Origin of the sequence: Komarekiella delphini-convector SJRDD-AB1 (assembly GCF_014831675.1) — a bacterium.
GTDB lineage: Bacteria > Cyanobacteriota > Cyanobacteriia > Cyanobacteriales > Nostocaceae > Komarekiella.
In genome coordinates this window covers 45,988-70,127 of sequence record NZ_VJXY01000038.1, presented here as the reverse complement: position 1 = coordinate 70,127, position 24,140 = coordinate 45,988, and the positions used below count along the sequence as shown (strand labels likewise).

Here is a 24,140-nt window from a genome sequence, read left to right as displayed (position 1 = left end):
CCTTTTACCCGTGACCTCGCCAAGTTCTATAAGTGGACTACTAAAGCTTTGTACTTTGACTGTAAAGAATTTCTGTAGCTTTCTGGACAGTAAGCGGTCGATAGAATAGAAAGCCCTGTACATCTTCGCAGTTGATAGATTTCAAAAATTCTAATTCTTCTTCCTTCTCTACTCCTTCGGCAGTCAGCCTCAACCCCAAACTCTGCCCCAAGCTAACTATCGCCTTGATAATATGAGCTACTTTGACATCTGTCGTTAAATCTTGAATGAAAGACCGATCAATTTTCAGATTGTGGAGTGGCAACATTTGTAGCCGTGAGAGGGAAGAGTGACCTGTACCAAAGTCATCTATGGAGATGTAAACGCCCATCTGCTCTAGTTCTTGCAGCACAGTTCTGGTGAAGTTTAGATCCTCGATCGCAGTCGTTTCTGTAATCTCTAACTCTAAAAACTGGGCTTCTAATCCCGTCTGTTCTAAAATTCTGGCTATAGTCTCGACTAAATTGGGTTGACGAAACTGCTTAAGAGAAAGATTGACGGCCATCATCAGAGGTGGCAATCCGGCATCTTGCCAAGCTTTATTTTGATTACAAGCTGTCTGTAATACCCATTCACCGATGGGGACAATTAATCCACTTTCTTCAGCAAGGGGAATGAAGACATTGGGCGCGACTAATCCCATCTCAGGATGCTGCCAACGTAACAGAGCCTCCATACCAGTAATTTGTCCTGTAGTAATGTTTACCCTGGGCTGGTAATACACTGTTAATTCTGCTCGTTCTAAGGCATACCGTAGATTTTTCTCTAAAGTCAGAAGTTCGGGATTCTTGGCACTCAGAGAAACGCTGTAAAATTGGTAGTTATTCCTGCCCTTGTCCTTAGCATGATATAGAGCGGCATCTGCGTGCTGGATTAAAGTTTCGGCATCAGGACTGTTTTGATCAAGCAATGCAATACCAAGGCTGGCATTGACATAAAGTTCGTGCCCTTGGAGAGGAAAGACATTCTCTAAAGCTTGTAACATTCTTTGAGCAACCTGGGACACCTCTTCAATATGATTCACTCGTGGCAGTAGAATAGTGAACTCGTCCCCTCCCCAACGGGCAAGGGTATCTCCACCTCTAAGGGAATCTTTCAATCTTTGAGCCACGCTTCGTAACAATTCATCTCCTAGTGTGTGTCCCAGGGTATCATTAATAACCTTAAAGCGATCCAAGTCGAGAAACATCACAGCTAAACTCTCACTATTCCGCCGCGCGTTGGGTAATGCTGTGGCTAGCATCTCATTAAATAACAGACGATTGGGTAAGCCTGTAAGGAAATCATGAAGGGCTTGATAGCGAATTTTCTCCTCCACCTGTTGACGTTGCCGCGCACCAATGATACTGGCGGCCATCGTCAAGAGAGTGGATTCTTCGTGCCTTGACCAATGACGCTCACAGGTACAATCTGCCAAGCCGATATAACCCCAAAAATCGTTATCTAACCGCAGAGGAACCAGGAGCAGAGATTGTATCCCATCGCGGGTAAGATGTTCTCGTTCGGCTGCGGGAAATTCTTGGCTGAGTCCGCTAATGGACTGTCCGCTAGAGAGAGCAGTGTACCAGCGAGCTAGTCCAGAAACCTGATAAGGCTGATTTTGCCAATGGTGGCGAGAAGGTTCAAGCGATAGACGTGTCCATTCAAATCGCAGGCTTACTGATATCTCCTTTGTATCAGGATGGGGATGGTTCTGGAAAAAGTAGGCACGATCCACCTTGGCAGCTTCGCCCAAAGTGGCGAGAGCTTTATCAATAGCTGTCTCGTAATTCATTTCCATCAGCAAATAATTAGCGGCTTCTGCAACTGCCTGTAGCAAGCGATCGCGCTGATGTAGTTCTGCTTCAGCTTGCTTTTGCTCAGTAATATCCCTAACAATAAAAGTCCTAATTAAATCACTTTCAGGAAGGTAGTGAACGGATTGTTCAAAAACTTCTGTGCCAACTTCTACCTCTCGAACAAAAGAATTTTTTTCTAGATTCTTAACTGCACTCAAGAGTCCTGCCAAAATGGGGTGCTGCTTACCAGTTTCCCTAATTTTGGGGAATTTGAGAGACGCGGCTGGATTGAGATAAGTGACTGTTCCTTCTAAATCTGTCTCGATAATGGCATTTGGGATAAGTTCTGGAAAGGATGCTAAGCGAGCTAAGGCTGTATCGCTAGCTCCTTCAAAGCTAGGATCGACAACTAGGGTTTGAAAAGGATTAACGGGATTGGCTTGCTCCGACAGAAAAACAGATAGGTCATCAACTTGACAAGATTCAGAAAATGCTTTTTCTGACAGGTTAGAAATAGCGTAATATGTAGCCTGAGCTTGATTATCGCCAAATATAATAACGTCTCCATGTTTGAGGTCATGGTAGGAGCATTTAGAGCCATTCACGAATAAGCCATTAGTACTTCCTTTGCCGTTGAAGTTGCCATCAATAACCCGAAAGCCATATTGGTCAGTCTGTGGAAGAGTTACCCGCAATAAAATGGCATGTTGCTTAGATACTGACCGGGAACGGAGGACGATCGCATTCCCACTGTGCCGCCCAAGAGAATAAGTAGCCTCTTTCAAGGGGATAGTTCGCTCCCCTTGCGGGTCTTGGACGACCAACAGGTGGCGTATTTTTTCCCGCTCATTTCCTGACATGCCTGTTCCTCAAATCCTCCTGTAATATATGCCTAATTAGCAAGCTAGTCTTTTTAGTAAAAATCCTAGCTGTTCACTCAACTCAAGAATCAGATTTTTTAACTTTATCCATGCAATCCATGCAATCACTGTTCTTCACTTTTTCCTTTCTTAAATAACCAGAATAAAATTAAATACCTAACAGAACACATGGTATATTTGCGGATTTTTGTTTGGAGCTAGCATAAACTTACGATGAGAGAAAAACTAATCCTATTAATTTGAGCAGTATAGTATGCTTAAAAAAATTGCTTATCGCAATCACACAGATTAAAATAACTAATATTTAGAAAGGAAGTATCTAGTTTTTCAATGAATTTCTTGTTAAAATAGTCATAAAAATATTAAATAATTTAACTTTTGAATTTTAAAACTATAAAAGTATCTAAATACATAAAATATTTTCTTAATTAAAACTTTTATATCGATAGGTATGCTAACTAAAAGCTTTTATTTTACTAAGCCTTTCTACTTAATAGCTTATTAATAAATCAGTTGCTTTCGATTAACTTGTTTGCTATAATTAGCCCGATATCTCACATATTTTATGCCAATTGTGCTTGACAAAGGCTGTCACATGATTACTTAAACATGACAAATGGTTACTACTCAATACTTTCCCTTATAAGCACTTCTTATCTCCTTGAGATTTGCCCATCATACATAACTAAATATGTCAATGTAGTCATATTAAATTTATCGTCGAGGAATGATAAAAATTTATAATTTTTTTATTTTGTGTATAAATATTTAGTAACTTGTCGTCATAAATCGCTTGCTATCAACGTAGCAATTATGCTCATCAATGATATCAAAGATAAAGTCTGCGGCTGGCAAACTGTTAGCTTGAAGATAGAGGAACATTTAATCAAAAGCTAGACAAGACCTCAATTATTGCAACAGAGGTTGCTATGTGCTATCCAGTGATAACTGTCTCAACATCAGAAATAAGAGATAACTGTTGATCAAGTATACGGGAGTGCCAAACGACAGTTTTTACATTTATTTAACCTGTATGTGCTAAAATTTACCTACACTGTCTACGTGAGATAGCTTTTGAAGGTATCATATTACATAACCGTGAAATTATTTTAGATGCCAATGGTAATTTGGCAAAAATAACTGGTTATGAAGTTAGAGAACTAATTGGCAAGAGGGTTTTAAAACTCGTTGTTCTAAAATCACAAGATTTATTTAGAAAAAAGATACTTTCCGGTTATGAAAAACCCTATGAAGTAATTGTAGTTAGAAAAGACGGTTCTACTTTTCCTGTAGAGCTACAAGGCAAAATTATTTCTTCCCAGAGGCAACCAATGCAAATGGTGGCGGTTAGAGATATTACAGAGCGTAAGCAAGCCCAAGAGGCTGTACAAATAAGAGAAAATGGTCGGAGTCGGCGAAAACAAAGCCAGACACTAGCGCAACTTGCAAGGAGCAAGACATTTCAACAAGGCAATCTAAATGCGGCATTAAGAGAAATCACAGAAATCGCTGCTCAGACACTCTTAGTGGAGCGGGTTGGTGTGTGGTTATATAACGAAGACCGCTCAAAAATTGAATGCATTGATTTGTATGATATGTGTACTAAGGAGCATACCTCTGGTTTGTCGTTCTTAAAAGCAAGTTATCCTGATTATTTCCAGGCTTTAGAAGAGGAATGTAATATTGCTGTGTATGATATCAAAAACGATATCAGAACTCAAGAATTATCCAAATCTAATCTTTCTGTGTTAGGCATCACATCCCTACTAAGTGTGCCGATTTGGTTAGGTGATAGTTTGGTGGGTGTATTGTGCCATGAACATGTTGGCGACTTTCGCCAGTGGACTTTGCAGGAAGAGAATTTTGCTGGCTCGATTGCAGATTTCGTGACGCTGGCTATAGAAGCAAGCGGGCAAAAGACTGTACACGAAGCACTGCGACAGAGTGAGGCACAATTTCGAGCAATTTTTGAGCGCTCCTCTATCGGCATTGCACTTATAGATATGAAAGCACAGATAGTTAATAACAATCCAGCATTGTGCGAGATTCTAGGATATAGCCAGGAAGAACTATACGGTCAAAGCTTTACAGATTACATTGCAATCCAAAGCGGAGATTTAGAACTTTACAAACAACTGCTTTCAGAAATTCGTGTAGATAGAGAGAAAATTACAAGGGTTGGCTTCCAAGCATCGGAACTTCTTCCAAGGGTAGACACCAAGGGTGATGAGGAGCAGCTTGTTACTAAACATTGTATTGAAATGAAAAGACGCTGCTTGCATAAAGATGGTAATTTAGTTTGGGCTCATATTTCTGTTTCTGTCATTCCAGACACAAATGGTAAACCGGAGTTGTTTCTGGCGATGATTGAGGATATTACTGAGCGCAAGCAAACAGAATTGCAACTACGTACTTCTCAAGAAGCAGCAGAAGCCGGTAGTCGGGCAAAAAGCGAATTTTTAGCAACTATGAGCCACGAACTACGGACGCCTCTCAATGCAATTATGGGCTTGTCGCAGTTGTTGCAACAAGAAATGGTTGGCTCTCTCAATGACAAGCAGCAAGAATATATAAGTTGTATATATAGTAGTGGTGAACACCTGTTAGCACTAATCAACGATATTCTTGACTTATCTAAGGTGGAGGCAGGCAAAGAAGACCTGTTGCTGTTACCTTTGTCAGTACCAGAGTTATGTAATTATGCCATATTAACAGTAAGCGATCGCGCCTGCGAAAAAGGATTGCAACTCACAAGCGAAATTGACCCAGAAGCCGATATTTGCATTGCCGATGAGCGGCGCATTAAGCAAATGCTACTCAATTTGCTCACAAATGCCATTAAATTCACTACAGTAGGTCACGTGTCGCTGGTAGTAAAAAAAGTAGCCGAAGGGATGACATTTACAGTTTCAGACACCGGAATTGGTATTGACTCAAGTCAGTTTCAATTTCTATTTGAACCTTTTAAACAGCTTGATAGTCAGTTAAATCGTCAGTATGAAGGGACTGGATTAGGTTTAGCCTTAACACGCAAATTAGCGCGTTTGCATGGTGGCGATGTGACAGTGACATCGACTTTGGGAGAAGGTAGTCAGTTCACTTTATTTTTGCCAAATTCAGCAGTTCTAGAAGAGAAGAGAAAATGATTCTAGATTTACTTCAACTCTAGAGCCGTTTCCTCATTGTCACATGGAGAATATCTGCTTCTTCAAACATTTCTCCTTCTTCTACAAAATCTAATTTTTGGTATAAACCTTTGACATAATATTGAGCATGAATCACAACTTCTGAAATCTTTTTGCTAGCTATAATCTCTAGGGCTTTTTCCATAATTTTTTTACCTAAACCTTGACCTCTTGCTGTAGACAAAACAGCAAGCCTTTCTATCTTGACAGTTTGCTCATCTAAATATCTTATTCTAGCAGTACCCACAGCTTCCTTATTTAAATAAGCAATCAAATGCTCAGATATTTCGTCTTTGCCATCAAACTCTAAAGCAGGATTTACTCCTTGTTCTTCTTGAAAAACTGATTGTCTAATTGCTGCAACCGCCGGAAATTCATCAGGTAATTCAGCAACTTTTATAACTAAATTGCTCATTTTGTACTCTTAAAGTAAGTAAGCGTCTCTGTGTCTTCGTGACTTTGTGGTAAATAATAATTTTTGAACCACAAAGGCACAAAGGCACAAAAAATTTATGAATCTACACCTTCAATTGGCGCAAAACCTTGACGCTGAATATTTTCTGTGACTGTGCGCGGTTCGAGAAATTGTAGTAGGTAATCAGGGCCGCCTGCCTTAGAACCAACTCCAGAAAGTTTGAATCCACCAAAAGGTTGCCGTGCAACTATAGCACCTGTGATAGTGCGGTTAATGTACAAATTTCCGACTTCAAACTCTGTCTGCGCCTGCTGAATGTGTGAAGGTGTTCGGGAGTAAAGTCCCCCAGTCAGAGCATAGTTTGTACCGTTGGCGACTGCTAAAGCTTCTGGGAAATCCTTCACTCGAATTACTGCTACAACGGGGCCAAATATCTCTTGCTGGGAAATTACCGCATTTGGCGGTACTTCTGTAAAGATGACAGGCCCGATAAAATATCCTTGATTTGGTGCTGGTAACTCCAACGCTAATTGCGCTTCTGCCTTACCTTTCTCAATATACTCGCAGATGCGATCGCGGGCATTAGCATCAATCACCGGGCCAACTTGCGTGCTAGGTAACTCTGCCTCTCCAATGTTCAAGGATTTTGTCGCTTCTACTAACCGCCGCACAAAGGCATCATAAATCGGTTGCAGCACAACTACCCGCGAACAAGCAGAGCATTTTTGTCCGCTGTAACCAAATGCTGACTGCACTACCCCCACAACTGCTTGGTCTAAATCAGCACTTTCATCCACAATGATGGTATTTTTGCCACCCATTTCGGCAATCACCCGTTTCATGTGCTTTTGACCAGGTTTCAATATTGCTGCTTCTGCATAAATTCTACATCCCACTTCCTGGGAACCTGTAAAAGCTATTACATGAGTATCAGGATGATTTACCAAGTGAGTACCTGCTTGTGAACCCTTACCAGGTACGTATTGAAATACACCTTTGGGGATACCAGCCTCTAGTAATATTTCTGTGAGCTTAGCAGTAATCACAGAAGATGTTTCAGCGGGCTTGAGGAGAGTACAATTGCCTGTAACCAAGGCTGCAACTGTCATTCCACAGGCGATCGCCAGTGGGAAATTCCAGGGAGAAATCACCACAGCAATTCCCCGTGCCTGGTATATATAACGATTCGTCTCACCAGGCATGTCGTAATTAACACCTTTATCCAGCCGTTCCATCTCATCGGCGTAGTACCGACAAAAATCTATTGCCTCAGAAACCTCTCCATCTGCTTCCTTGACTGGTTTTCCAACTTCCAAAACTATCCAAGCCGAAAATTCATCCCGGCGTTGTTCCATCAAATCAGCCGCCTTCCGCAAAATATCCGCGCGTTGCTTAGCTGGTGTCTTCCTCCACCCAGGAAACGCTGCTTTAGCAGCTTGCATCGCCTGTTCCGCTTGTTCAACGCTAATCAATCCGACTTTCCCAATTACCTCACTAAAATTAGAAGGATTGAGAGAATCCACAACTGACGGCGTATCAACATACTCCCCATTAATCAACGGCAAATAAGTTCTACCAAGTTGTTGACGAACCCCTTGAAAAGCTTGCGCCGCCTTCCTTCTCTCCTCCTCCTCCGCATAATCCGTATCCGCCGCCCCAACAAAACTCACATCTTTCTCTCCGCGCCTCTGCGCCTCTGCGTGAGATAAATCTACAACTGGAGGTGCTAATAATTCCTCTAATGGTCGATTCTCCAAATTTTGCCGTAAAAAAGAACTATTAGCCGTATTTTCTAACAACCGCCGAATCAGATAAGCCATCCCCGGCAACAACTCACCATACGGACAGTAAACCCTTACTCTATAACCCCTATCAACCAATGCCTTTGCAATTTTGTCACCCATGCCGTAGAGGACTTGCATCTCAAAGCGACGACGGGGAACATTTAAGCTTTCAGCTATGGCAATAGCACGAGCGTGCGATCGCACATTATGGCTACCAATGGCAGAATACACATATTGATGATTCTCTAGCAATAACTGAGTAATTGTTTCAAAGTTAGCATCTGTTGCAGCTTTGTCATTGTAAACTGGCTGTGGCCAATGTTTCTGTGCTGCTTTAATAGTTTCTTGATCCCAATATGCGCCTTTTACCAAGCGGATTGTCAGGGGATAACCACGCTGTTTCAACCAATTAATCAAATCTTCGGCATCTTGCTCGCTATCACGCAGATATGCTTGGATTGTGATCCCAATATCTGTACGTTGCCTAAACTCTTCTTCTAGCAACAGTTTTTTTAGGATACTGAGAGTTATGTCTTTGTAGGCATACTGCTCCATATCAAAATGCACAGCTGTGCCTAATTCTTGAGCACGACGTAACAGAGTACGGATGCGATCGCTAACTTTTTCCTCACTACCCTTAGCATCTAATGGATCAAATTGGGAATAAAACGCCGTTAATTTCACAGAAACCTGAACTTTTGGTGGCAGTTCGCCATCTGCTTCATCAATAGCCGGGATAGTTGACCAATTCTTTGATGCTTCCACTAATTGTTGCATCAATTCTAAATAGCGTTCTAAATAAGACTGCGCTTCGGCTTCGGTAATCACCGCTTCACCAAGTAAGTCGATGGTAAAAGCCATTTTCTCTTTTCGCAGCCGTTCAACTGTCTTGATGACTTGTTTAATATTTTCACCAGCAATATATTTATGAGCAAGAGTTTCAACTGCCGTGCCAACAGTTGTAGCAGCAACTTGCCCCGGCATAGAATCCGGGTTAGCAAAGTTTAGCATTCCCTTCAGAGCTGTCGGTAATTCTACAGATTCATCTCCCAAATATTCTTGTAAATGTGAGGCAATTTCTGATTTACTGTGCAAAGCAGGCAGTGTGTCTATAAAGCGAAATAGCTGCACTCGCAACCCAGGATTGCTCATCGCCCAGCCTAACAATTTATCATCCCAGCGCATTTGATCGCGTAGAGAAGCAAAAAATGAGCGATTTTCTTGTGTTACTGCTAGAAGTTGTTTAGCAATTTCTTGGGTTTTAGCTTCGTAGGTGCTTGTTTGTACTTGTAATACCACTGTTAGTAAACTCCTTAATTTTGGAGGCTGGGGAGTAGAGAGGTAGAAGGGGCAGAGGGGCAGAGGAGCAAATGACAAATGACCAATACCCAGTCTTTATTAAAGGCTGTGTCTTCTATTTTGACGCGTTCATTTGGCTGCTACCATATTTAAGTAGTTACGACTTTGAGATGACTAATCATGCCCATGTTTTACTACCTCATAGTCGATTTTTGCTTGGCACTACAATCATTGAGAAATAAGGTACTGCTGCTGGATCAACTTCATCCAGGGGTACAATTCTTTGCTGTGTCATTGTCGCCCGCTCAATGTATCTTGCCCGCGATGCTAATCCTAACTGATGCAGGATATCCCGCACTTTCGGAAAATGGCGACCTAACTTCATAATCGCCGCTGCGTCGGTTGCTAGTAAATGTGTAATTAACTCTTCTGCTGGCAATGGGGCGGGTAGAACTGTCAGAATATCAGTGTAATAGGTGAAGGGTACGCCCAGGGCGACCGGACAAGCCATTAAAGAGGAAACTCCGGGGACAACTTCCGTTTCGTACTGCTCAGACAACCGTGTGAAAACATACATAAAAGAGCCGTAGAAAAACGGGTCTCCTTCGCACAATACCACCACATCTCGTCCTGCTGTCAGATGTTCAGCGATTGGTTCAACTTCTTTATCGTAAATGGACTGTGCTTTTTCTGGCTCTAAAGCACGGGGGAGGTGGAAAGCTACCTCAATTTGATCGCCAGTTAAATACTGCGAGACGATCGCCCGCGCTATACTCTCTTTGTCTGTTGCTGATTGATAGGCAACCACAGGAGCAGCCTGTAATAGCCGTAGCGCTTTCAGGGTCAATAATTCTGGATCACCGGGCCCCACGCCAATTCCATACAGACGACCTTTGCTTTTCATCTTTATTCTTCCTCTGTTGCCAAGGCGTTAACTGCTGCTGCTGCGATCGCACTACCGCCGCGCCGACCATGTAATGTTAAAAATGGTACATTTCTGCTGTCTGCTGCCAATGCTGCTTTTGATTCTGCTGCACCAACAAATCCAACTGGAAAGCCCAAGATTACAGCAGGTTTAGTCACGACTGTATCCAGCATTTCTAACAGCCGGAATAGTGCTGTGGGCGCATTTCCAATTGCGATCACTGCTCCTTCTAGATGCGATCGCCATAATTCCAGGGCAGCCGCCGACCTCGTTGTATTCATCCGCTGAGCAAGTTCGGGTACTTCAGGATAGTTGAGGGTGCAGATAACTTGGTTATTTGCAGGCAGCCGCCGCTTAGTAACGCCTTCGGCAACCATCCGGCAATCGCACAAAATTGGCGCTCCCGCAGCCAGTGCTGCCCGCCCAGACTGCACCGCCGTTGGCGAATATCCCAAGTCGGTAACAATATCCGTCATTCCACAGGCATGAATTAAACGTACAGCAACTTTTGCTACATCAAACGGCAGCACATCTAGATTCGCTTCTGACCGGATAATGGCAAAGGAATTACGGTAGATTTCATTGGCATCTCGGATGTAGTCGGGCATTGGATTTGAGAATTGGAATTTGGGGTAGGGAGTAACTGCTTTAATTGGGCGATTGCATACCGATTGGCAAATTCCCCAAAGGACTCATCGGAATTCCTGCGTTGGTTTTTATACGTCTTTAGCATCCGCTCTAACAGTGCAGGCAATTCCTCAAAAGTCACATGCTGGTAAAGTTGACGACCGAATGTCTGGTTTTTATCACCGTCACCAACATAAATGTCATAACCCTCCACAGTTCCATTATCCACCTCAATGTTGACACCAAGCAGGGTAATATCACTCTTGGTGTGCTGAGCGCAGGATTTTTCGCAACCGCTGAAGTGGATATTAACTGGCCAATCCAGAGTGAGGCGTATTTCGAGATACTCTGCTAATGCTAACGCGTGTCTTTTAGTGTCAGTGGCAGAAGCGGCACAACCCTTGTTGCCAGAACAAGCAACTAATGAACTCTTAATATTAGTTACCGAGGAATCTAATCCTAATAAAGCAAGTTCACTCTGTACATTGACAACCAATTGCTGAGGAATATCAGTTAGGAGCAAATTTTGCCAGGGAGTTAGCCTGATTCCATTACCGTATTTTTCTGCCAAATCAGCCAAACCACGCATTTGGTTGCTTTCTAGTCGTCCAAGTGGTAGCACGACACCGATATAGAATAAACCTTGCTGACGCTGGGGATGGATGCCGATATGCTGATATTTGGCAGTTGCGATTTTGGTTTGACACTCTTGAGTGCGGAAAAGAGAAAAAGGTAAACGTTGCTGAACTTCCTGGAGATAATTTTCACAACCTAAAGTATTCAACAATTCTCGCAGACGGAGCTTGCGCTTACTTGTAGTGTCAATATGAGCTAGATAAACATCAGCCAAAGCTGCCAAAATTTGCAAGCATTGTGATGGCAACAAAATTCCGACATCGCTTAGCGCTCCCTTTGCACCTACACTGAGATAGAGGCGGAAGTAAACATTCCCGTCAATTAAGACAGCAGCAAAGGTGATATCATTCAGGCGATCGCGTACTGAAACTGTGCCACCACCATCGAAGCAAACGCTAAATTTTGCAGACAGTCCCGATAGGGCAGGATGTGCGGCAATATAATTATCCCAGCCTTGAACAAAAGGGCGGGTGTCGATCAATTCTTGTGGATCGATGCCAGCAGTAGGACTAGTCATTATGTTGCGGATGTGGTCTACAGCACTATTACTAGAACCCAATCCTATATCCTGTAAATGCTTAAGAACTTGAGCGTTGATTTGCGTGTGGATTTCGCGGACTTGTATGTTAGCGCGATTAGTTACATCTACATAACCACCACCGTGATGGTCTGCTATATCTGCGATCGCCCGGCACTGTAGACTATCAAGAATCCCCCCTGGTATTCTAATTCGAGATAATATACCGTCTTCGGCAGGTGTCGAGTAAAACAAGCCAGGACAAGTGGCATCAGATAACAAGACTATAACTCCTTCCCCGTGCAACGCAGGGAGTAGACAATGAGCATGAAATTTAGAACATCCCTAGAGTTGGCATTCTGACTTGGGCAATCCCATCACAGCTGCGGCACAGTCCCGGAATTTCACCGGAGTTTCCCAACACCAGGCTTTAGTAATCTAGCACGAGAAGGTAGTCAGAATGTTTGTAATTGCCAATAAAGTAGCAATGGCAGATTAATAGCTAAAGTCCTTTAAAACTGAGATTTGGCACTCCTCCCAATAACCACCTAGGAATGAATTCCAAGGCTAATAGCTAAAGTCGTCTAAAGACGACTAATAAAGGATCTTAGTCTACTTAGCCTAGACAGAAGCACCGAGCCGCTATTATTGATTAGACGCCGGGTGAAGATACTAATTAAGAATGGTGCAAGTTATCAGAAGATAACTTGCACTAGTTAAAACAACAGCCTGAGCATGAATTCTCTTTATTAATCAAGCTAAATTTTTATAGGTTTGTATTACAGGGACATTCACCCGTTTGCTATGACCGAACCATTACTTTTTTTTGTTTCCACTTCCGAACGACCTTAGACCCTAGGAAGACGCCAGATGCTAGCTGAGCCAAGACAAGTGAAGGTTCAGGAACAGGTTCAGACTGATTCGTTAGGGTTTCAAAAGCTAGGTTTCCAAGAGCTTTATGTGCAGCACTTGTCGGGTGAAGATCATCCCAAAACAAATATTGATCTGGATTATCACAGACTGAGATCGGGTTGTCTGCTGAGATGGGATTAAACAAAGGAGAGTTAGCTAAGCAAGGGGAAGTTACATTTGTAAAACCAAAACTTGCTGGCTTTTTGATAGCTGTATTAAACAGGGAACCTACATCCAGGGTTTTTAAGTTAATTCCAGGTAGGCTACTCAGTTGTCCAAAAGCCTGAGAAAAAACTAAATTGTGCCCCGCACTCAATTGATTAAGTTGATTAGAAATTTGTTCGCCCCGACGCAGACCAATTGGCGTAGCACCCAGAGATGGCAGATTTGCGACTAAGAAATTGCGAGCGCCTGCGTCAAAAAGTGTTGTGACTGCATTAGACAAATTTGTAACTGGCTCAGTCGGATCTGTGACACCACCACCCAAATAATCGTTTGCACCAGCCCACAAAACATAAAGTGCTTCGGGATCTACAGTAGTGTTGTCTTTTTGAAATTGAGCAACCTGCTCTTGTAATCCAGTGAAACCATCTAAGGGAAGTGGGAAAGTAGCATTATCTCCTGTTGTGGCGCTATTGGTAGCAAAGTTAACACCTGTAGGACTAGCTCCTCCTACAGTTCGAGATATTGGCGGAAGCGGAATTTCTAGTTTCTTTGCTAGAGTATCCAACCATATAGGGCCATTAGAAAACCGCCCATTAAAATATCCCAGTTCGTTGGGAGGAATATTAATTGGTAGATTGGCCTTCTCGGTGATATCAAAGGAATTACCTGTGTCAGAAAGACTATCACCGAAGGCATATATCCGGCTAAAGATTGCTGCTTGTGCTGCTGATGGGATAAAAGCTACAAGTGTCAGAGGCAGCGAAGTTAAGAACAAAGTGCGGCACACTTGAGTAAAAACTTGTCGAAGGTGCATTCTCAATTTTCTCCACAAATTTGACAGGGACGGGTTTGATGTCAAATACTACATTATTTTTTGGTTAAGCTAAATCCTGATAAGTTTTTCCGATGATATGCGTTAAATTTGCCTATTTTCAGATTTAGGGAAAGTGTGCTGAATTATGACACGAAAATGGCTCTCTATTGTAGGGATTGGCGAAGACGGGTTACAGGGTTTGAGCGCGATCGCTCACTCTCTAATTGCTCAAGCTGAAATCTTCGTGGGAGGCGATCGCCATTTAGCAATGTTGCCCACAAATGACCAACGTCAGAAAATAGTTTGGACTTCACCAATTAGCGCCTCGGTAGATGAAATCATCCGCCGTCGGGGTCAGTCAATCTGCGTACTAGCCAGCGGCGATCCTATGTGCTACGGCATCGGTGTCACCTTAACGCGGCGAATTCCTGTGTCTGAAATGACGATTATTCCTGCACCTTCAACCTTTAGCCTCGCCTGCGCCAGATTAGGATGGTCTTTAACTGAGGTGGAAACCTTAAGTTTGAATGGTCGTCCACCCTCTTTGCTCCAGTCATACATTTATCCCGGAGCACGGTTATTGATTTTGAGTGAAGGCAAGGATACACCCGCAATTGTTGCCCAACTCTTGACAAATCGTGGCTATGGTAGTAGCAAAATTATTGTCTTGGAACGCATGGGTGGTAGTCAGGAAAGGATTGTCGAAGGTACGGCTGTATCTTGGAGTGAAACAGAAATCGCTGCCTTGAATGCGATCGCAGTTAATTGTATTGCCGATGCTGGGGTTGTGCTACCCAGACTGCCAGGACTGCCAGACAGTGCTTATCACCACGATGGACAGCTAACAAAGCACGAAGTTAGGGCAATCACCTTAGCAACTCTAGCTCCTACACCCGGAGAACTACTGTGGGATGTCGGTGCGGGTTGTGGTTCTATTTCTATCGAATGGATGCGGAGTCATGCCCGATGTCGAGCGATCGCGATCGAACAAAACTCGTCCAGACTACGCTACATTGCTGACAACGCCGCAGCTTTAGGTACTCCAAATCTGCAAATCATTGAAGATAAAGCGCCCAATGCTCTCAAAGACTTGGCTGCACCCGATGCCATCTTCATTGGTGGTGGGGTGACAGCAGCGGGACTTTTCGATGTCTGCTGGCAAGCACTGCGGCCGGGTGGACGTTTAGTAGCAAATGTTGTGACAGTAGAGGGCGAGCAAACATTATTTAAATGGCATGAACAAGTTGGAGGCAATTTAACCCGTATTGCCATTCAAAGAGCGGAACCTATTGGTAAATTTCTGGGCTGGCGAGCAATGGCACCTGTTACGCAATGGATAGCTGTAAAACAGTGACCAACCCCTTTGCGGCAGGTGTAAGGGTATAGAACATGTAAAGATGTTGCATTGCAACGTCTCTACCAAAGGATTTGTTGCAATCATTAATTGAATTGGTAGAATTTGTTTGTAAATTTTAAAAGTTCTGAGTTCTGAGCACGAAGTTCCGAGTTCTGAGCACGAAGTTCCGAGTTCTGAGCACAAAGTTCCAAGTTCTGAGCACGAAGTTCCGAGTTTTGAGCACGAAGTTCCGAGTTCTGAGCACGAAGTTCCGAGTTCTGAGCACGAAGTTCCGAGTTCTGAGCACGAAGTTTCAAGTTCTGAGCACGAAGTTCCGAGTTCTGAGCACGAAGTTCCGAGTTCTGAGCTAGCCGTGCAACTTGTCAAGCAGCCATGCCAAGACATCATCAATATTTTTCACCTGCTCACCTGGCGGCGTAGCTGGACGATTCACCATAATAACTTGCAGTCCCAGTTCCCGCGCTGCGGTAATCTTGGCATAGGTTGCATTGCCACCGCTATTTTTACTGACAATGGTATCAATATTATTGTGAATCAGGATTTCTTTCTCTTTATTGAGGGCAAAGGGGCCGCGATCGCACAATACTACTCCTGGTGGTATCAAGGCATCGGGGGTAGGTGGTTCAATCATTCGCATCAGAAACCAAATTGCCTTCAGGTGAGCGAAGACAGCTAGTTCTTGCCTACCAACTGTCAAAAAAACCCGCTGTGCCTGGGGTTGCAGGGCTGTAGCGGCAGCTTCAATATTATCAACTTCGATCCAGCGATCGCCATTCACCTTCTCCCAAGGGGGGCGAATCAACATTAGACGAGGTACTCCAACTTCAGTTGCCGCCGCCGCCGCATTAAAGGAAATCTGAGTTGCAAAGGGATGGGTGGCATCAATCAGTAAGTCAATTCCCATCTGACGAAGATAGCTAGCCAGTCCAACCACACCACCAAAACCCCCAATCCGCAGATCACCTAACGGGATTGACGGTTCACTAGTGCGCCCTGCTAAAGATGTGATTGCCTCTAACCCTTGGATAGTCGCCACTCTTGCAGCTAGTTCTGCTGCATCTCCCGTTCCGCCGAGAATCAAAACACGCATCATAATGTTTTCTCTGCGTTTTACTGAGGCAATACCCAAGCCGCTGTAATGACTTCAATGTACCTCTCATCATTTTGATTGATGAAAGTTTTCTTTGCGGTTTATTAGGCATTGGAAATTAAGGGAGAGGTAACAAGTTACAGGTGATAGCAAATAATCTGTAATTTGTATCCTCAACCCTACTTCAATCCCCAGTTTCTTGATTAAATTTCTGTTGTGTTAACTTTCTCTACGGTTATAGACGGAATCTTTGCCAAAATCCCCTTTTTCAGAAGTTCGGGTCGCTCTGACCAAGGCAACAACCCATCAGGATTGGCATAGTATTGACTAGCACATTCCAGCACCGCAGATGCACTGCCATCAATTGCCAAATCACCAAACAGATATGTTAATTTGCCTTTAGCAGCAAAAGCGACGACGCATGAACGGTTACAAGCACTCATGCATTCAACTTCTTTAATTAAGAATTTATTTCGCAAGTCCCAATCTTGTGCAAGGTGCTGAAGCTGCTGTAGTAGTTTTTGACCACCACTTTCACCCAAGCGCCTCCCATCTTCCCATACACTGGCGCAAGTTTTACAAACAAATAAACTATGGTAATTATCAACAAAGCAACTGGTTGTAGAAATATTTGTAGCAGCAGTCATCTGTACCTCGCAGATGTGTAGAACTGATCAGTCTATTTCGGTGGGCATCCTGACTCACTCAATTTTGGATTACTTAGTTCGTTAATCTCAAATTGGTTCACAGTTGCGAGACAGCGGCGGATTTGCACCGAACTTTCCCCATTACCTCTGGTGGCTGACCCCCACCAGAACCGAATGACCTTGTTCGATCATACACTAGGGTCATCTCAATACTTATAGGATCAGCACTCTTCAACTTGCTTGTAATTTGGGGAAAGGGTAAAGGGTAAATTCAAATATGCACCCCTTTTCCCTTTAACCGAGAAGTATTGAGGGTCATCTAAGAAAAAGATCAGTTAATTGGCAAACAAGGTTGCATTTGGTTCCTTAATCTAAGCGTATTAGCTGACAAAGGGCGATGGCTTCATACCAATTCCTCTCTAAGCCAGTCGCATACTTACCATTATGACTCTTGCCTCCTGACTACTTCTTAGCCAAGGCTAGAATATGATGATTTACAAACCGTGAGACTAATCTTTTGCGGCAGTCAACTATAATTTCGCGCGTGAATTACCCAAATAATCTACAGGTATATGCCCTATCGTTAACGTCCCTAAAAGATCGTGATTGGAAAGCTTTGACAGATCTGTTTGATAGGGACGACGGTGATGAAATTGAAGCCGACATCAACAGTAATTTGCTCTGGCTAACACCTGAACCATGTTGGGAAGACGATCCCTTTGATTTCTTGCGCGAATATCTTTGAATCAGTTATGAGTGCTTACCCTCACTTCCTACCTAACATTAAGGCGACTGAGGAAAATACGTAGGCGATCGCTTTGCGGATTGCTCAGAACTTCACTAGCTAAACCTTGTTCTGCGACAACGCCTTTATCTAAAAATATCACCCGATTTGCTACTTCCCGCGCAAATTGCATTTCATGGGTGACAATCACCATTGTCATGCCCTCTGCTGCTAATTGTTGCATTACTTGCAAAACTTCGCCGACAAGTTCTGGATCTAGGGCGCTGGTGGGTTCGTCAAATAGCATGATTTGGGGGTTCATACACAAGCTACGGGCTATGGCTACTCGTTGCTTTTGTCCTCCAGAAAGTTGTTCGGGATAACTAGACGCTTTGTCAAATAAACCCACTTTTTCGAGATATAACCCTGCAAGTTGGGCGCTTTCTTTTGGTGTTTTTCCCAGAACTTTACGCGGAGCAAGTGTCATATTTTCCAGGACGCTGAGATGGGGAAACAGGTTGAATTGCTGGAAAACCATGCCTACTTGTGTTCGCAGTTGCCGCAGTTGGCTATAGTCTACAGTAGGTCGGGATACGTTGATACCGTTGATTACTAAACGCCCGTTGTCAATGGTTTCTAGGCGGTTGAAGCAGCGTAGTAGGGTACTTTTACCACAGCCGGAGGAACCGATAACTGCAATGACTTCTCCCCGGTTGATTTCGCCTGTGATTCCTTTGAGGACTTTCAGGGAACCAAAGTTTTTTTCGATAGTTTCAAAAAGAATGGCGGGGGTGGTATTGTTCATTGCATCTGTCAAGCTGCTCTAGAGTTGATTGTAGTGTTTTAACGAACCGCCAAGACGCCAAGGGCGCAGAGGGAAGAGAACACAATATGGCTAAATTTGGTTTTGGGTGTTGGCTGCGCTGGTGCGTGGTTGTTGGTTTTAGCTGTTTGTTAGTGGCTGGCTGTGGTGTAAATTCGAGTACGGGGAAAACTCTGCGGGTTGCTACCGAACCGGCGTTTCCACCTTTTGAGTTTCAAGGTAAAGATGGTGAGTTGCAGGGTTTTTCTTTTGATTTGATGAATGCAGTAGGAACTGCTGCTAACTTTAAAGTGAATTTTCAAAGTCTGCCTTTTGATGGCATTATCCCAGCTTTGCAAGGCAAGACGGTAGATGCGGCGATTAGTTCGATCACGATTACAGAGGAGAGGGCGAAGTCTGTTGCTTTTTCCCGTCCTTATTTTAAGGCTGGGTTGGCGATCGCCATCCGCGCTGATAATCAAAATATTACTGGCTTTGATAGTCTCAATAATCAAAAAATTGCGGTACAAATTGGCACAACTGGTGCTGCAAAAGCTAAGAGTATTCCCGGGGTGCAAATTCGCAGCTTCGATTCAGCACCTCTAGCTCTGCAAGAATTGCTCAACGGTAATGTGGATGCGGTAATTAATGATGCACCAGTTACTTTATATGCAATTAATACAGGTAATCTTCAGGGAATTAAAGTAGTAGAGCAACTACTAACAGAGGAATTTTACGGGATTGCTACAGCTCAAGACTCGCCTTATTTGGTACTGATAAATAATGGTTTAGATAGGGTGCTAGAAAATGGCACTTATTTCCAAATTTACCAAAAATGGTTTAAAGCTGAGCCGCCATCATTACCAGCTAAATCGCCATTTGAGAATCAAGCTGGCGCTGATGTACCTAGAATATTTACCTCAATTGGCGTGATTTGGCAGGCTTTCCCGGCTCTATTGCAGGGAGTGTTGGTAACGCTGCAATTAACAATACTTTCTGTAGTACTGGGTTTGATTGGGGGTTCTTTGATTGGAATTATCCGCCTTTCCCAGGTTGCACCTGTGCGTTGGTTGGCGCGGGCGTATGTAGATTTTTTCCGGGGAACGCCTTTGCTGGTGCAGATTTTTATGATTTACTTTGGTTTGCCAGCAATTTTGCAAGAACTTGGTTTAACTTTTACCTTTGATCGCTTAGCTGCTGGGGTAATTGCCTTAAGTTTGAATAGCGCTGCATATATTGCTGAAGTTGTCCGCGCAGGGATTCAATCAATTGAAGTAGGACAAGCAGAAGCTTCAGAGTCACTAGGTTTGAGTTCTGTGCAAACTATGCGCTACGTGATTTTTCCTCAAGCTTTTCGGCGGATGATTCCACCGTTGGGTAATGAGTTTATTAGTTTGTTAAAAGATACGAGCTTAGTTTCTGTAATTGGATTTGAAGAATTGGTACGCAAAGGACAGCTAATTGTCGCAGACAACTATCGCGCCTTTGAAATTTACGCGGCTGTAGCGGTGGTTTATTTATGTTTGACGGTGCTTTCTTCACAGGCATTTAGTAAGTTGGAAACGTGGATGAATCCCGTTAAACGTAAAGCGTAATTAAGAAAATCCTGCACCTCGATCCAACTCTTCAATACCGATTTGAATTTTCTGTTTTAGTTCTTTTAAACGTGCTTCCGCAAGGCGATCGCGTTCATCCAGTAATCTTAATCCTTCTCGAATTACTTCGCTAGCTGTGGGGTAGCGACCACTATTGACTTTATCATAAATCAACTGTTCAAGTTCTGGAGTTAAGGGGATGTTTGAAAAGTTCTCTTGTCGGTATCAAAAGTTCTAGATCCCTCTAAATCCCCCTTTTTAAGGGGGACTTTGATTCCGGTTCCCCCCTTTTTAAGGGGGGTTAGGGGGGATCAACAAGTGCCTAAAATCACAGGTAACTACTTTTCAAATAACCTCTTAGAGTATCGATTCAGTAATTGCAAAAATCCGATTTATTTTCGGTAAAACGACCAATTCTCGTTGACTGTAGAGACGTTGCATTGCAACGTTTCTACAAAAGAATCGGTTTTTTCACCCCTATATTGAATACTGAATCGGTGTTCTAGCCTTGGCAATTAGAAATCGCGGCTATACAAACAAAGTCCGCAGACTAAGAGAAAATCAAATTTTTCAACCCGCGCAGGCGGGTTTTGCCTGTGTAGCCGCGACTTCCAGTCGCTTGGTGCAAGCAAGTTACGATTCTCATTCACGAATATCAAAGACTCGTTCACGAATATCAAAGACTCGTTCACGAATATCAAAGACTCGTCCGCGAATATCAAAGACTCGTTCACGAATATCAGAGACTCATTCACGAAGCTCTGAGGTTCATTCACAATGCTCTGAGGTTCATCGACAATGCTCTGACGTTCATTTACGAGTATCAAGGACTCATTCATGAAGCTCTGAGGTTCATAGACGAAGCTTTGAGGTTCATTCACAATGCTCTGAGGCTCATTCACGAAGCTCTGAGGTTCATCGACGAAGCTTTGAGGTTCATTCACGAGTATGTATCAAAAATTCATCCGGTTTTTGACGATTTTCGGGTGAGTCCTGGTAAAATCTGAGAACTTGTTAGCATTATTATGCACAACCGTATATTTACTACTTTATTTTTAACTCTATCTCTAGCTACCACACCCCAATTTGTAGTCGCTCAAAATAATACTGAACAGCTATTTAAACAAGGCGAAGCTGCCGAAGTAGTCGGTAACAACTCCCAAGCTGAAACAACTTGGCGTAAAATTTTGCAGCTTGAACCCAATAATGGCAAAGCTTATAACAATTTGGGGAATGCTTTGCGGCGACAGGGGAAATTAGAAGAAGCATTAGCATCTCACAATAAGGCGTTACAACTCAACCCTAATGATGCCGAAGCTTACGTTGGTATAGGAAATGTGCTAAATGCTCAAGGGAAATTAGAGGAGGCATTGGCATCTCACAAGAAAGCCTTGCAACTTAATCCAGGCTTGGCTATTGCTTACAACGGTCTGGGCAATGCCTTGAATGCTCAGAAGAAATTAGATGCTGCTATTACTGCCTATCAAACAGCGATTCAACTCGACCCCAACTATGCTTTTGCTTACATTAATCTCGGCATTGCCCTGAGTGACCAGAAGAAATTAGATGCCGCAGTTGTCACATTCCAAAAAGCAATTCGACTCAATCCTAACTTTGCTACTGCTTACTACAAGCTGTGTGATGTGTTGGATGACCAGAACAAACTTGATGAAGCAATAGCAGCTTGTCAAAAATCTGTTCAACTCAACTCGCAAGATGCAGAAACTCACAATCTTCTGGGCTACATTTTTAAGAAACAGAAGAAATTAGATGCAGCAGTTGCCGCCTTCCAAAAAGCAATCCAACTCAACCCCAACTTGGCTGATGCTTACTACAATCTCGGCATTGTCCTGTATGAGCAGAAGAAATTAGATGCAGTAGTTGCCGCCTACGAAAAAGCAATTCAACTCAACCCCAACTATGCTTTTGCTTACATTAATCTCGGCATTGCCCTGTATGACCAGAAGAAATTAGATGCAGCAGTTGCCGCCTACCAAAAAGCAATCCAACTCAATCCCAACTTGGCTGAGGCTTACAACAATCTCGGCTTTGCGCTCAAAGAGCAGAAGAAATTAGATGCAGCAGTTGCCGCCTACCAAAAAGCAATTCAACTCAACCCTAACTTTGCTATTGCTTACAGCAATCTCGGCGTTGCGCTCAAAGAGCAGAAGAAATTAGATGCAGCAGTTGCCGCCTACCAAAAAGCAATTCAACTCAACCCTAACTTGGCTATTGCTTACAACAATCTCGGTGTTGCCCTGAGTGACCAGAAGAAATTAGATGCCGCCATTGCCGCCTTGCAAAAAGCCCTAACATTGCCAGAAGATAATTCTGCAACCCCAACCAGCGCTCATACTAGTGCTCATAATAACTTGGGTTTTGTATTCCAACAGCAAGGAAAACTAAAAGAAGCCATTGCGGAGTTTGACGAGTCAGAAGAGATTGACCCTAATTATATTTATGCCAGTAACAACAATATAGAAGCAAGGCGGTTATGGACAGAGCAACAGAATAAACTAGCTAGCGTAGAAGACGATCGCCAATGGTTGCCTAAGAATGATCCAACCTTACCCATGAAGCGTTCTGTAGTACGCATTACTGCCGAATTTTTTAACAGTGAACGTCAAGGAACTGAGATTGGTACTGGTGTAGTAATTCAGCGAAAAGGCAACCAGACATTAATTCTCACTAATCGTCATGTCATTTTTGATGACTATGAACAAGGTCAAAATATCCAAGTTGAATTTTTCAGTTCACCACCATCAAACCGAGTGCGAATGCGGCGAGATGCCAAGCTGTTCAAAATGACTTCTATTGACGAACAACTTGATTTAGCCGTTTTAGAAGTTACCGATAATCTGCCAGAAGATATCCAACCCTTACCCATCTCCTCAACTGCCATTACCCCGAAAATGCCCATTCGGATTATCGGTCATTCTGCTCAAAGGGGAGAAGATAAATCTTGGTCTATGGAATCAGGACAAATCAGCTATCAAAACCAGCAATTAGAAATATCTCAAGCTGCACTCAAACCTGGTTTTTCTGGCAGTCCTGTAATTGATTCGCAAAATCGGCTTATAGGCATTGTGTTTGCCCGAAAAAAAGGTGAAGAACAAAATTTTGCTTATCCCATGTCTGAAATTCAAAAACAACTGTCCACTTGGAACATTAAATAACCTCTTGTACAGACGCGATTAATCGCATCTCTTCAACAAACCATGAATTATAAAATTATCCTTGCCAGCCTATTAATCCTTAGCGTCAGCCATTTTCCGGTTACTGCTGCTTGCCCAGAAGGAAACCCCCAATCTACAGATTATATCCGCCGCAAGCCACCCAACCGTTGCGAAGGTATCAAACTCGAACCCTTAAGCGGTAACAGCTTGAGCCTAATTTCCATTGCTACCCGCAACCTTGCCAGTTTCGGCAAAACTCTCACAGTACAAGTTCCGCAAATAAATGGTGGAAAAAACCCTCAAGTAATAGTGAAATCATTGGGCGATAATTATCACTATCAAATGGATGACTTGTTACTGTCTAACAGTGGTTCGCGTTTCAGTTTTAGCTGGGATACTTACGTTCTCAGGCAAGCAAAAGTACCAGCAAACAAACTCCGCGCTGTGGCATCCTATAGCCTTGATTCCCAGCCTGTATATGTTCCAGTCATTCTAGGACAAACTTCTGGCAAGTATGAATTCGTTTTTTATTCCGATGATCGAGTGAGATTTACCACCTTTGAAATTCTCCCCCAAGGTGAAAAATCAATCTATAGCACTACCCGCCCTAACCCGAAAAAAGGTGAAACTATTTTTACCTGGGATGGACGCAACGCCCCAGCAGGGCGATATGAACTGCGCTACGTTGCTAATATTGAACGCAGAAATGAACCTAGCGATCGCATCGAAAGGCGAATTGTATTTGAACATAACCCAAATTGGTTGAAATAAA

Annotated in this window: 18 protein-coding genes and 2 riboswitches; of the genes, 6 read left to right on the top strand and 12 right to left on the bottom strand. The window is 43.2% G+C overall.

The features are described from left to right. Positions 1–40: 40 nt before the first annotated feature. Positions 41–2,677 (bottom strand): EAL domain-containing protein, encoded by a 2,637-nt coding sequence (locus FNW02_RS26600; RefSeq protein ID WP_191760483.1) that lies wholly within the window; start codon positions 2,675–2,677, stop codon positions 41–43. A gap of 1,148 nt (positions 2,678–3,825) precedes the next feature. Here FNW02_RS26600 and FNW02_RS26590 point away from each other — a divergent pair. Beyond that, complete coding sequence (locus FNW02_RS26590; RefSeq protein ID WP_225225912.1) at positions 3,826–5,844, top strand: PAS domain S-box protein; 2,019 nt, start codon at positions 3,826–3,828, stop codon at positions 5,842–5,844. 19 nt (positions 5,845–5,863) lie between these two features. Here the strand turns inward: FNW02_RS26590 and FNW02_RS26585 are convergent, their stop codons facing one another. The 6 genes from FNW02_RS26585 to FNW02_RS26560 all read right to left on the bottom strand — a co-directional run bounded on the left by FNW02_RS26585 (position 5,864) and on the right by FNW02_RS26560 (position 13,977). Then, a complete protein-coding gene (locus FNW02_RS26585; protein ID WP_191760482.1) occupies positions 5,864–6,298 on the bottom strand; it encodes a GNAT family N-acetyltransferase in 435 nt (144 codons plus the stop codon). Positions 6,299–6,393: 95 nt separating this feature from the next. Continuing rightward, positions 6,394–9,381 (bottom strand): L-glutamate gamma-semialdehyde dehydrogenase, encoded by a 2,988-nt coding sequence (gene pruA / locus FNW02_RS26580; protein WP_191760481.1) that lies wholly within the window; start codon positions 9,379–9,381, stop codon positions 6,394–6,396. A gap of 199 nt (positions 9,382–9,580) precedes the next feature. Beyond that, positions 9,581–10,285, bottom strand: a complete 705-nt coding sequence (locus FNW02_RS26575) for a precorrin-2 C(20)-methyltransferase (protein WP_191760480.1) — start codon at positions 10,283–10,285, stop codon at positions 9,581–9,583. 2 nt (positions 10,286–10,287) lie between these two features. Continuing rightward, a complete protein-coding gene (locus FNW02_RS26570; RefSeq protein ID WP_191760479.1) occupies positions 10,288–10,914 on the bottom strand; it encodes a precorrin-8X methylmutase in 627 nt (208 codons plus the stop codon). Beyond that, positions 10,839–12,368 (bottom strand): precorrin-3B synthase, encoded by a 1,530-nt coding sequence (gene cobG / locus FNW02_RS26565; RefSeq protein WP_225225911.1) that lies wholly within the window; start codon positions 12,366–12,368, stop codon positions 10,839–10,841. Before cobG ends, FNW02_RS26570 begins: the two co-directional genes overlap by 76 nt. A 62-nt stretch (positions 12,369–12,430) precedes the next feature. Next, positions 12,431–12,521, bottom strand: a riboswitch (adenosylcobalamin-variant (AdoCbl-variant) riboswitch). 367 nt (positions 12,522–12,888) lie between these two features. After that, the gene (locus tag FNW02_RS26560; RefSeq protein ID WP_191760477.1) at positions 12,889–13,977 is read right to left on the bottom strand and encodes an SGNH/GDSL hydrolase family protein; all 1,089 of its coding nucleotides are present in this window, start codon (positions 13,975–13,977) and stop codon (positions 12,889–12,891) included. Positions 13,978–14,122: 145 nt separating this feature from the next. On the opposite strand from FNW02_RS26560, the gene cbiE reads away from it, so the two are divergent. Continuing rightward, on the top strand, positions 14,123–15,331 hold the full coding sequence (gene cbiE, locus FNW02_RS26555; protein WP_191760476.1) for a precorrin-6y C5,15-methyltransferase (decarboxylating) subunit CbiE: 1,209 nt from the start codon (positions 14,123–14,125) through the stop codon (positions 15,329–15,331). A 349-nt stretch (positions 15,332–15,680) separates the two neighbouring features. Here cbiE and FNW02_RS26545 read toward each other — a convergent pair whose 3' ends face one another. Next, positions 15,681–16,424: a cobalt-precorrin-6A reductase gene (locus FNW02_RS26545; RefSeq protein ID WP_191760493.1), complete on the bottom strand. Its 744-nt coding sequence runs from the start codon at positions 16,422–16,424 to the stop codon at positions 15,681–15,683. A gap of 203 nt (positions 16,425–16,627) precedes the next feature. Beyond that, the gene (locus FNW02_RS26540) at positions 16,628–17,071 is read right to left on the bottom strand and encodes a DUF1636 domain-containing protein (RefSeq protein WP_191760474.1); all 444 of its coding nucleotides are present in this window, start codon (positions 17,069–17,071) and stop codon (positions 16,628–16,630) included. A 22-nt stretch (positions 17,072–17,093) separates the two neighbouring features. Further along, a riboswitch (cobalamin riboswitch) is annotated at positions 17,094–17,259 on the bottom strand. A gap of 356 nt (positions 17,260–17,615) precedes the next feature. On the opposite strand from FNW02_RS26540, the gene FNW02_RS26535 reads away from it, so the two are divergent. Continuing rightward, positions 17,616–17,816: a hypothetical protein gene (locus FNW02_RS26535; RefSeq protein ID WP_191760492.1), complete on the top strand. Its 201-nt coding sequence runs from the start codon at positions 17,616–17,618 to the stop codon at positions 17,814–17,816. Positions 17,817–17,844: 28 nt separating this feature from the next. On the opposite strand, the gene FNW02_RS26530 is transcribed toward FNW02_RS26535, so the two are convergent. Continuing rightward, positions 17,845–18,600 carry an amino acid ABC transporter ATP-binding protein gene (locus FNW02_RS26530; RefSeq protein WP_191760473.1) on the bottom strand — a complete coding sequence of 252 codons (756 nt, stop codon included), beginning with the start codon at positions 18,598–18,600 and terminating at the stop codon, positions 17,845–17,847. Between the two features lie 86 nt (positions 18,601–18,686). Between FNW02_RS26530 and FNW02_RS26525 the strand changes: the two genes are divergently transcribed. Further along, positions 18,687–20,192 (top strand): ABC transporter permease subunit, encoded by a 1,506-nt coding sequence (locus tag FNW02_RS26525; protein WP_191760472.1) that lies wholly within the window; start codon positions 18,687–18,689, stop codon positions 20,190–20,192. Here FNW02_RS26525 and FNW02_RS26520 read toward each other — a convergent pair whose 3' ends face one another. Both FNW02_RS26520 and FNW02_RS26515 read right to left on the bottom strand, forming a co-directional pair. Further along, positions 20,193–20,393 carry a type II toxin-antitoxin system ParD family antitoxin gene (locus FNW02_RS26520; protein WP_191760491.1) on the bottom strand — a complete coding sequence of 67 codons (201 nt, stop codon included), beginning with the start codon at positions 20,391–20,393 and terminating at the stop codon, positions 20,193–20,195. 314 nt (positions 20,394–20,707) lie between these two features. After that, complete coding sequence (locus tag FNW02_RS26515; RefSeq protein ID WP_225225908.1) at positions 20,708–21,094, bottom strand: hypothetical protein; 387 nt, start codon at positions 21,092–21,094, stop codon at positions 20,708–20,710. Positions 21,095–21,217: 123 nt separating this feature from the next. Between FNW02_RS26515 and FNW02_RS26510 the strand changes: the two genes are divergently transcribed. Then, positions 21,218–23,368 (top strand): tetratricopeptide repeat protein, encoded by a 2,151-nt coding sequence (locus FNW02_RS26510; RefSeq protein WP_191760470.1) that lies wholly within the window; start codon positions 21,218–21,220, stop codon positions 23,366–23,368. 42 nt (positions 23,369–23,410) lie between these two features. Next, positions 23,411–24,139, top strand: coding sequence for a hypothetical protein (locus FNW02_RS26505; protein ID WP_191760469.1), 729 nt, complete (start codon positions 23,411–23,413; stop codon positions 24,137–24,139). Position 24,140: the final 1 nt, after the last annotated feature.

Excerpts from the sequence above, each read along its gene's own strand:
- FNW02_RS26560 (WP_191760477.1), bottom strand. The coding sequence starts at position 13,977 with ATGCACCTTCGACAAGTTTTTACTCAAGTGTGCCGCACTTTGTTCTTA.
- FNW02_RS26540 (WP_191760474.1), bottom strand. The coding sequence starts at position 17,071 with ATGACTGCTGCTACAAATATTTCTACAACCAGTTGCTTTGTTGATAAT.
- cbiE (WP_191760476.1), top strand. The coding sequence starts at position 14,123 with ATGACACGAAAATGGCTCTCTATTGTAGGGATTGGCGAAGACGGGTTA.
- FNW02_RS26570 (WP_191760479.1), bottom strand. The coding sequence starts at position 10,914 with ATGCCCGACTACATCCGAGATGCCAATGAAATCTACCGTAATTCCTTT.
- FNW02_RS26510 (WP_191760470.1), top strand. The coding sequence starts at position 21,218 with ATGCACAACCGTATATTTACTACTTTATTTTTAACTCTATCTCTAGCT.
- FNW02_RS26600 (WP_191760483.1), bottom strand. The coding sequence starts at position 2,677 with ATGTCAGGAAATGAGCGGGAAAAAATACGCCACCTGTTGGTCGTCCAA.
- FNW02_RS26505 (WP_191760469.1), top strand. The coding sequence starts at position 23,411 with ATGAATTATAAAATTATCCTTGCCAGCCTATTAATCCTTAGCGTCAGC.
- FNW02_RS26545 (WP_191760493.1), bottom strand. The coding sequence starts at position 16,424 with ATGCGTGTTTTGATTCTCGGCGGAACGGGAGATGCAGCAGAACTAGCT.
- FNW02_RS26525 (WP_191760472.1), top strand. The coding sequence starts at position 18,687 with ATGGCTAAATTTGGTTTTGGGTGTTGGCTGCGCTGGTGCGTGGTTGTT.
- FNW02_RS26575 (WP_191760480.1), bottom strand. The coding sequence starts at position 10,285 with ATGAAAAGCAAAGGTCGTCTGTATGGAATTGGCGTGGGGCCCGGTGAT.
- FNW02_RS26585 (WP_191760482.1), bottom strand. The coding sequence starts at position 6,298 with ATGAGCAATTTAGTTATAAAAGTTGCTGAATTACCTGATGAATTTCCG.
- FNW02_RS26530 (WP_191760473.1), bottom strand. The coding sequence starts at position 18,600 with ATGAACAATACCACCCCCGCCATTCTTTTTGAAACTATCGAAAAAAAC.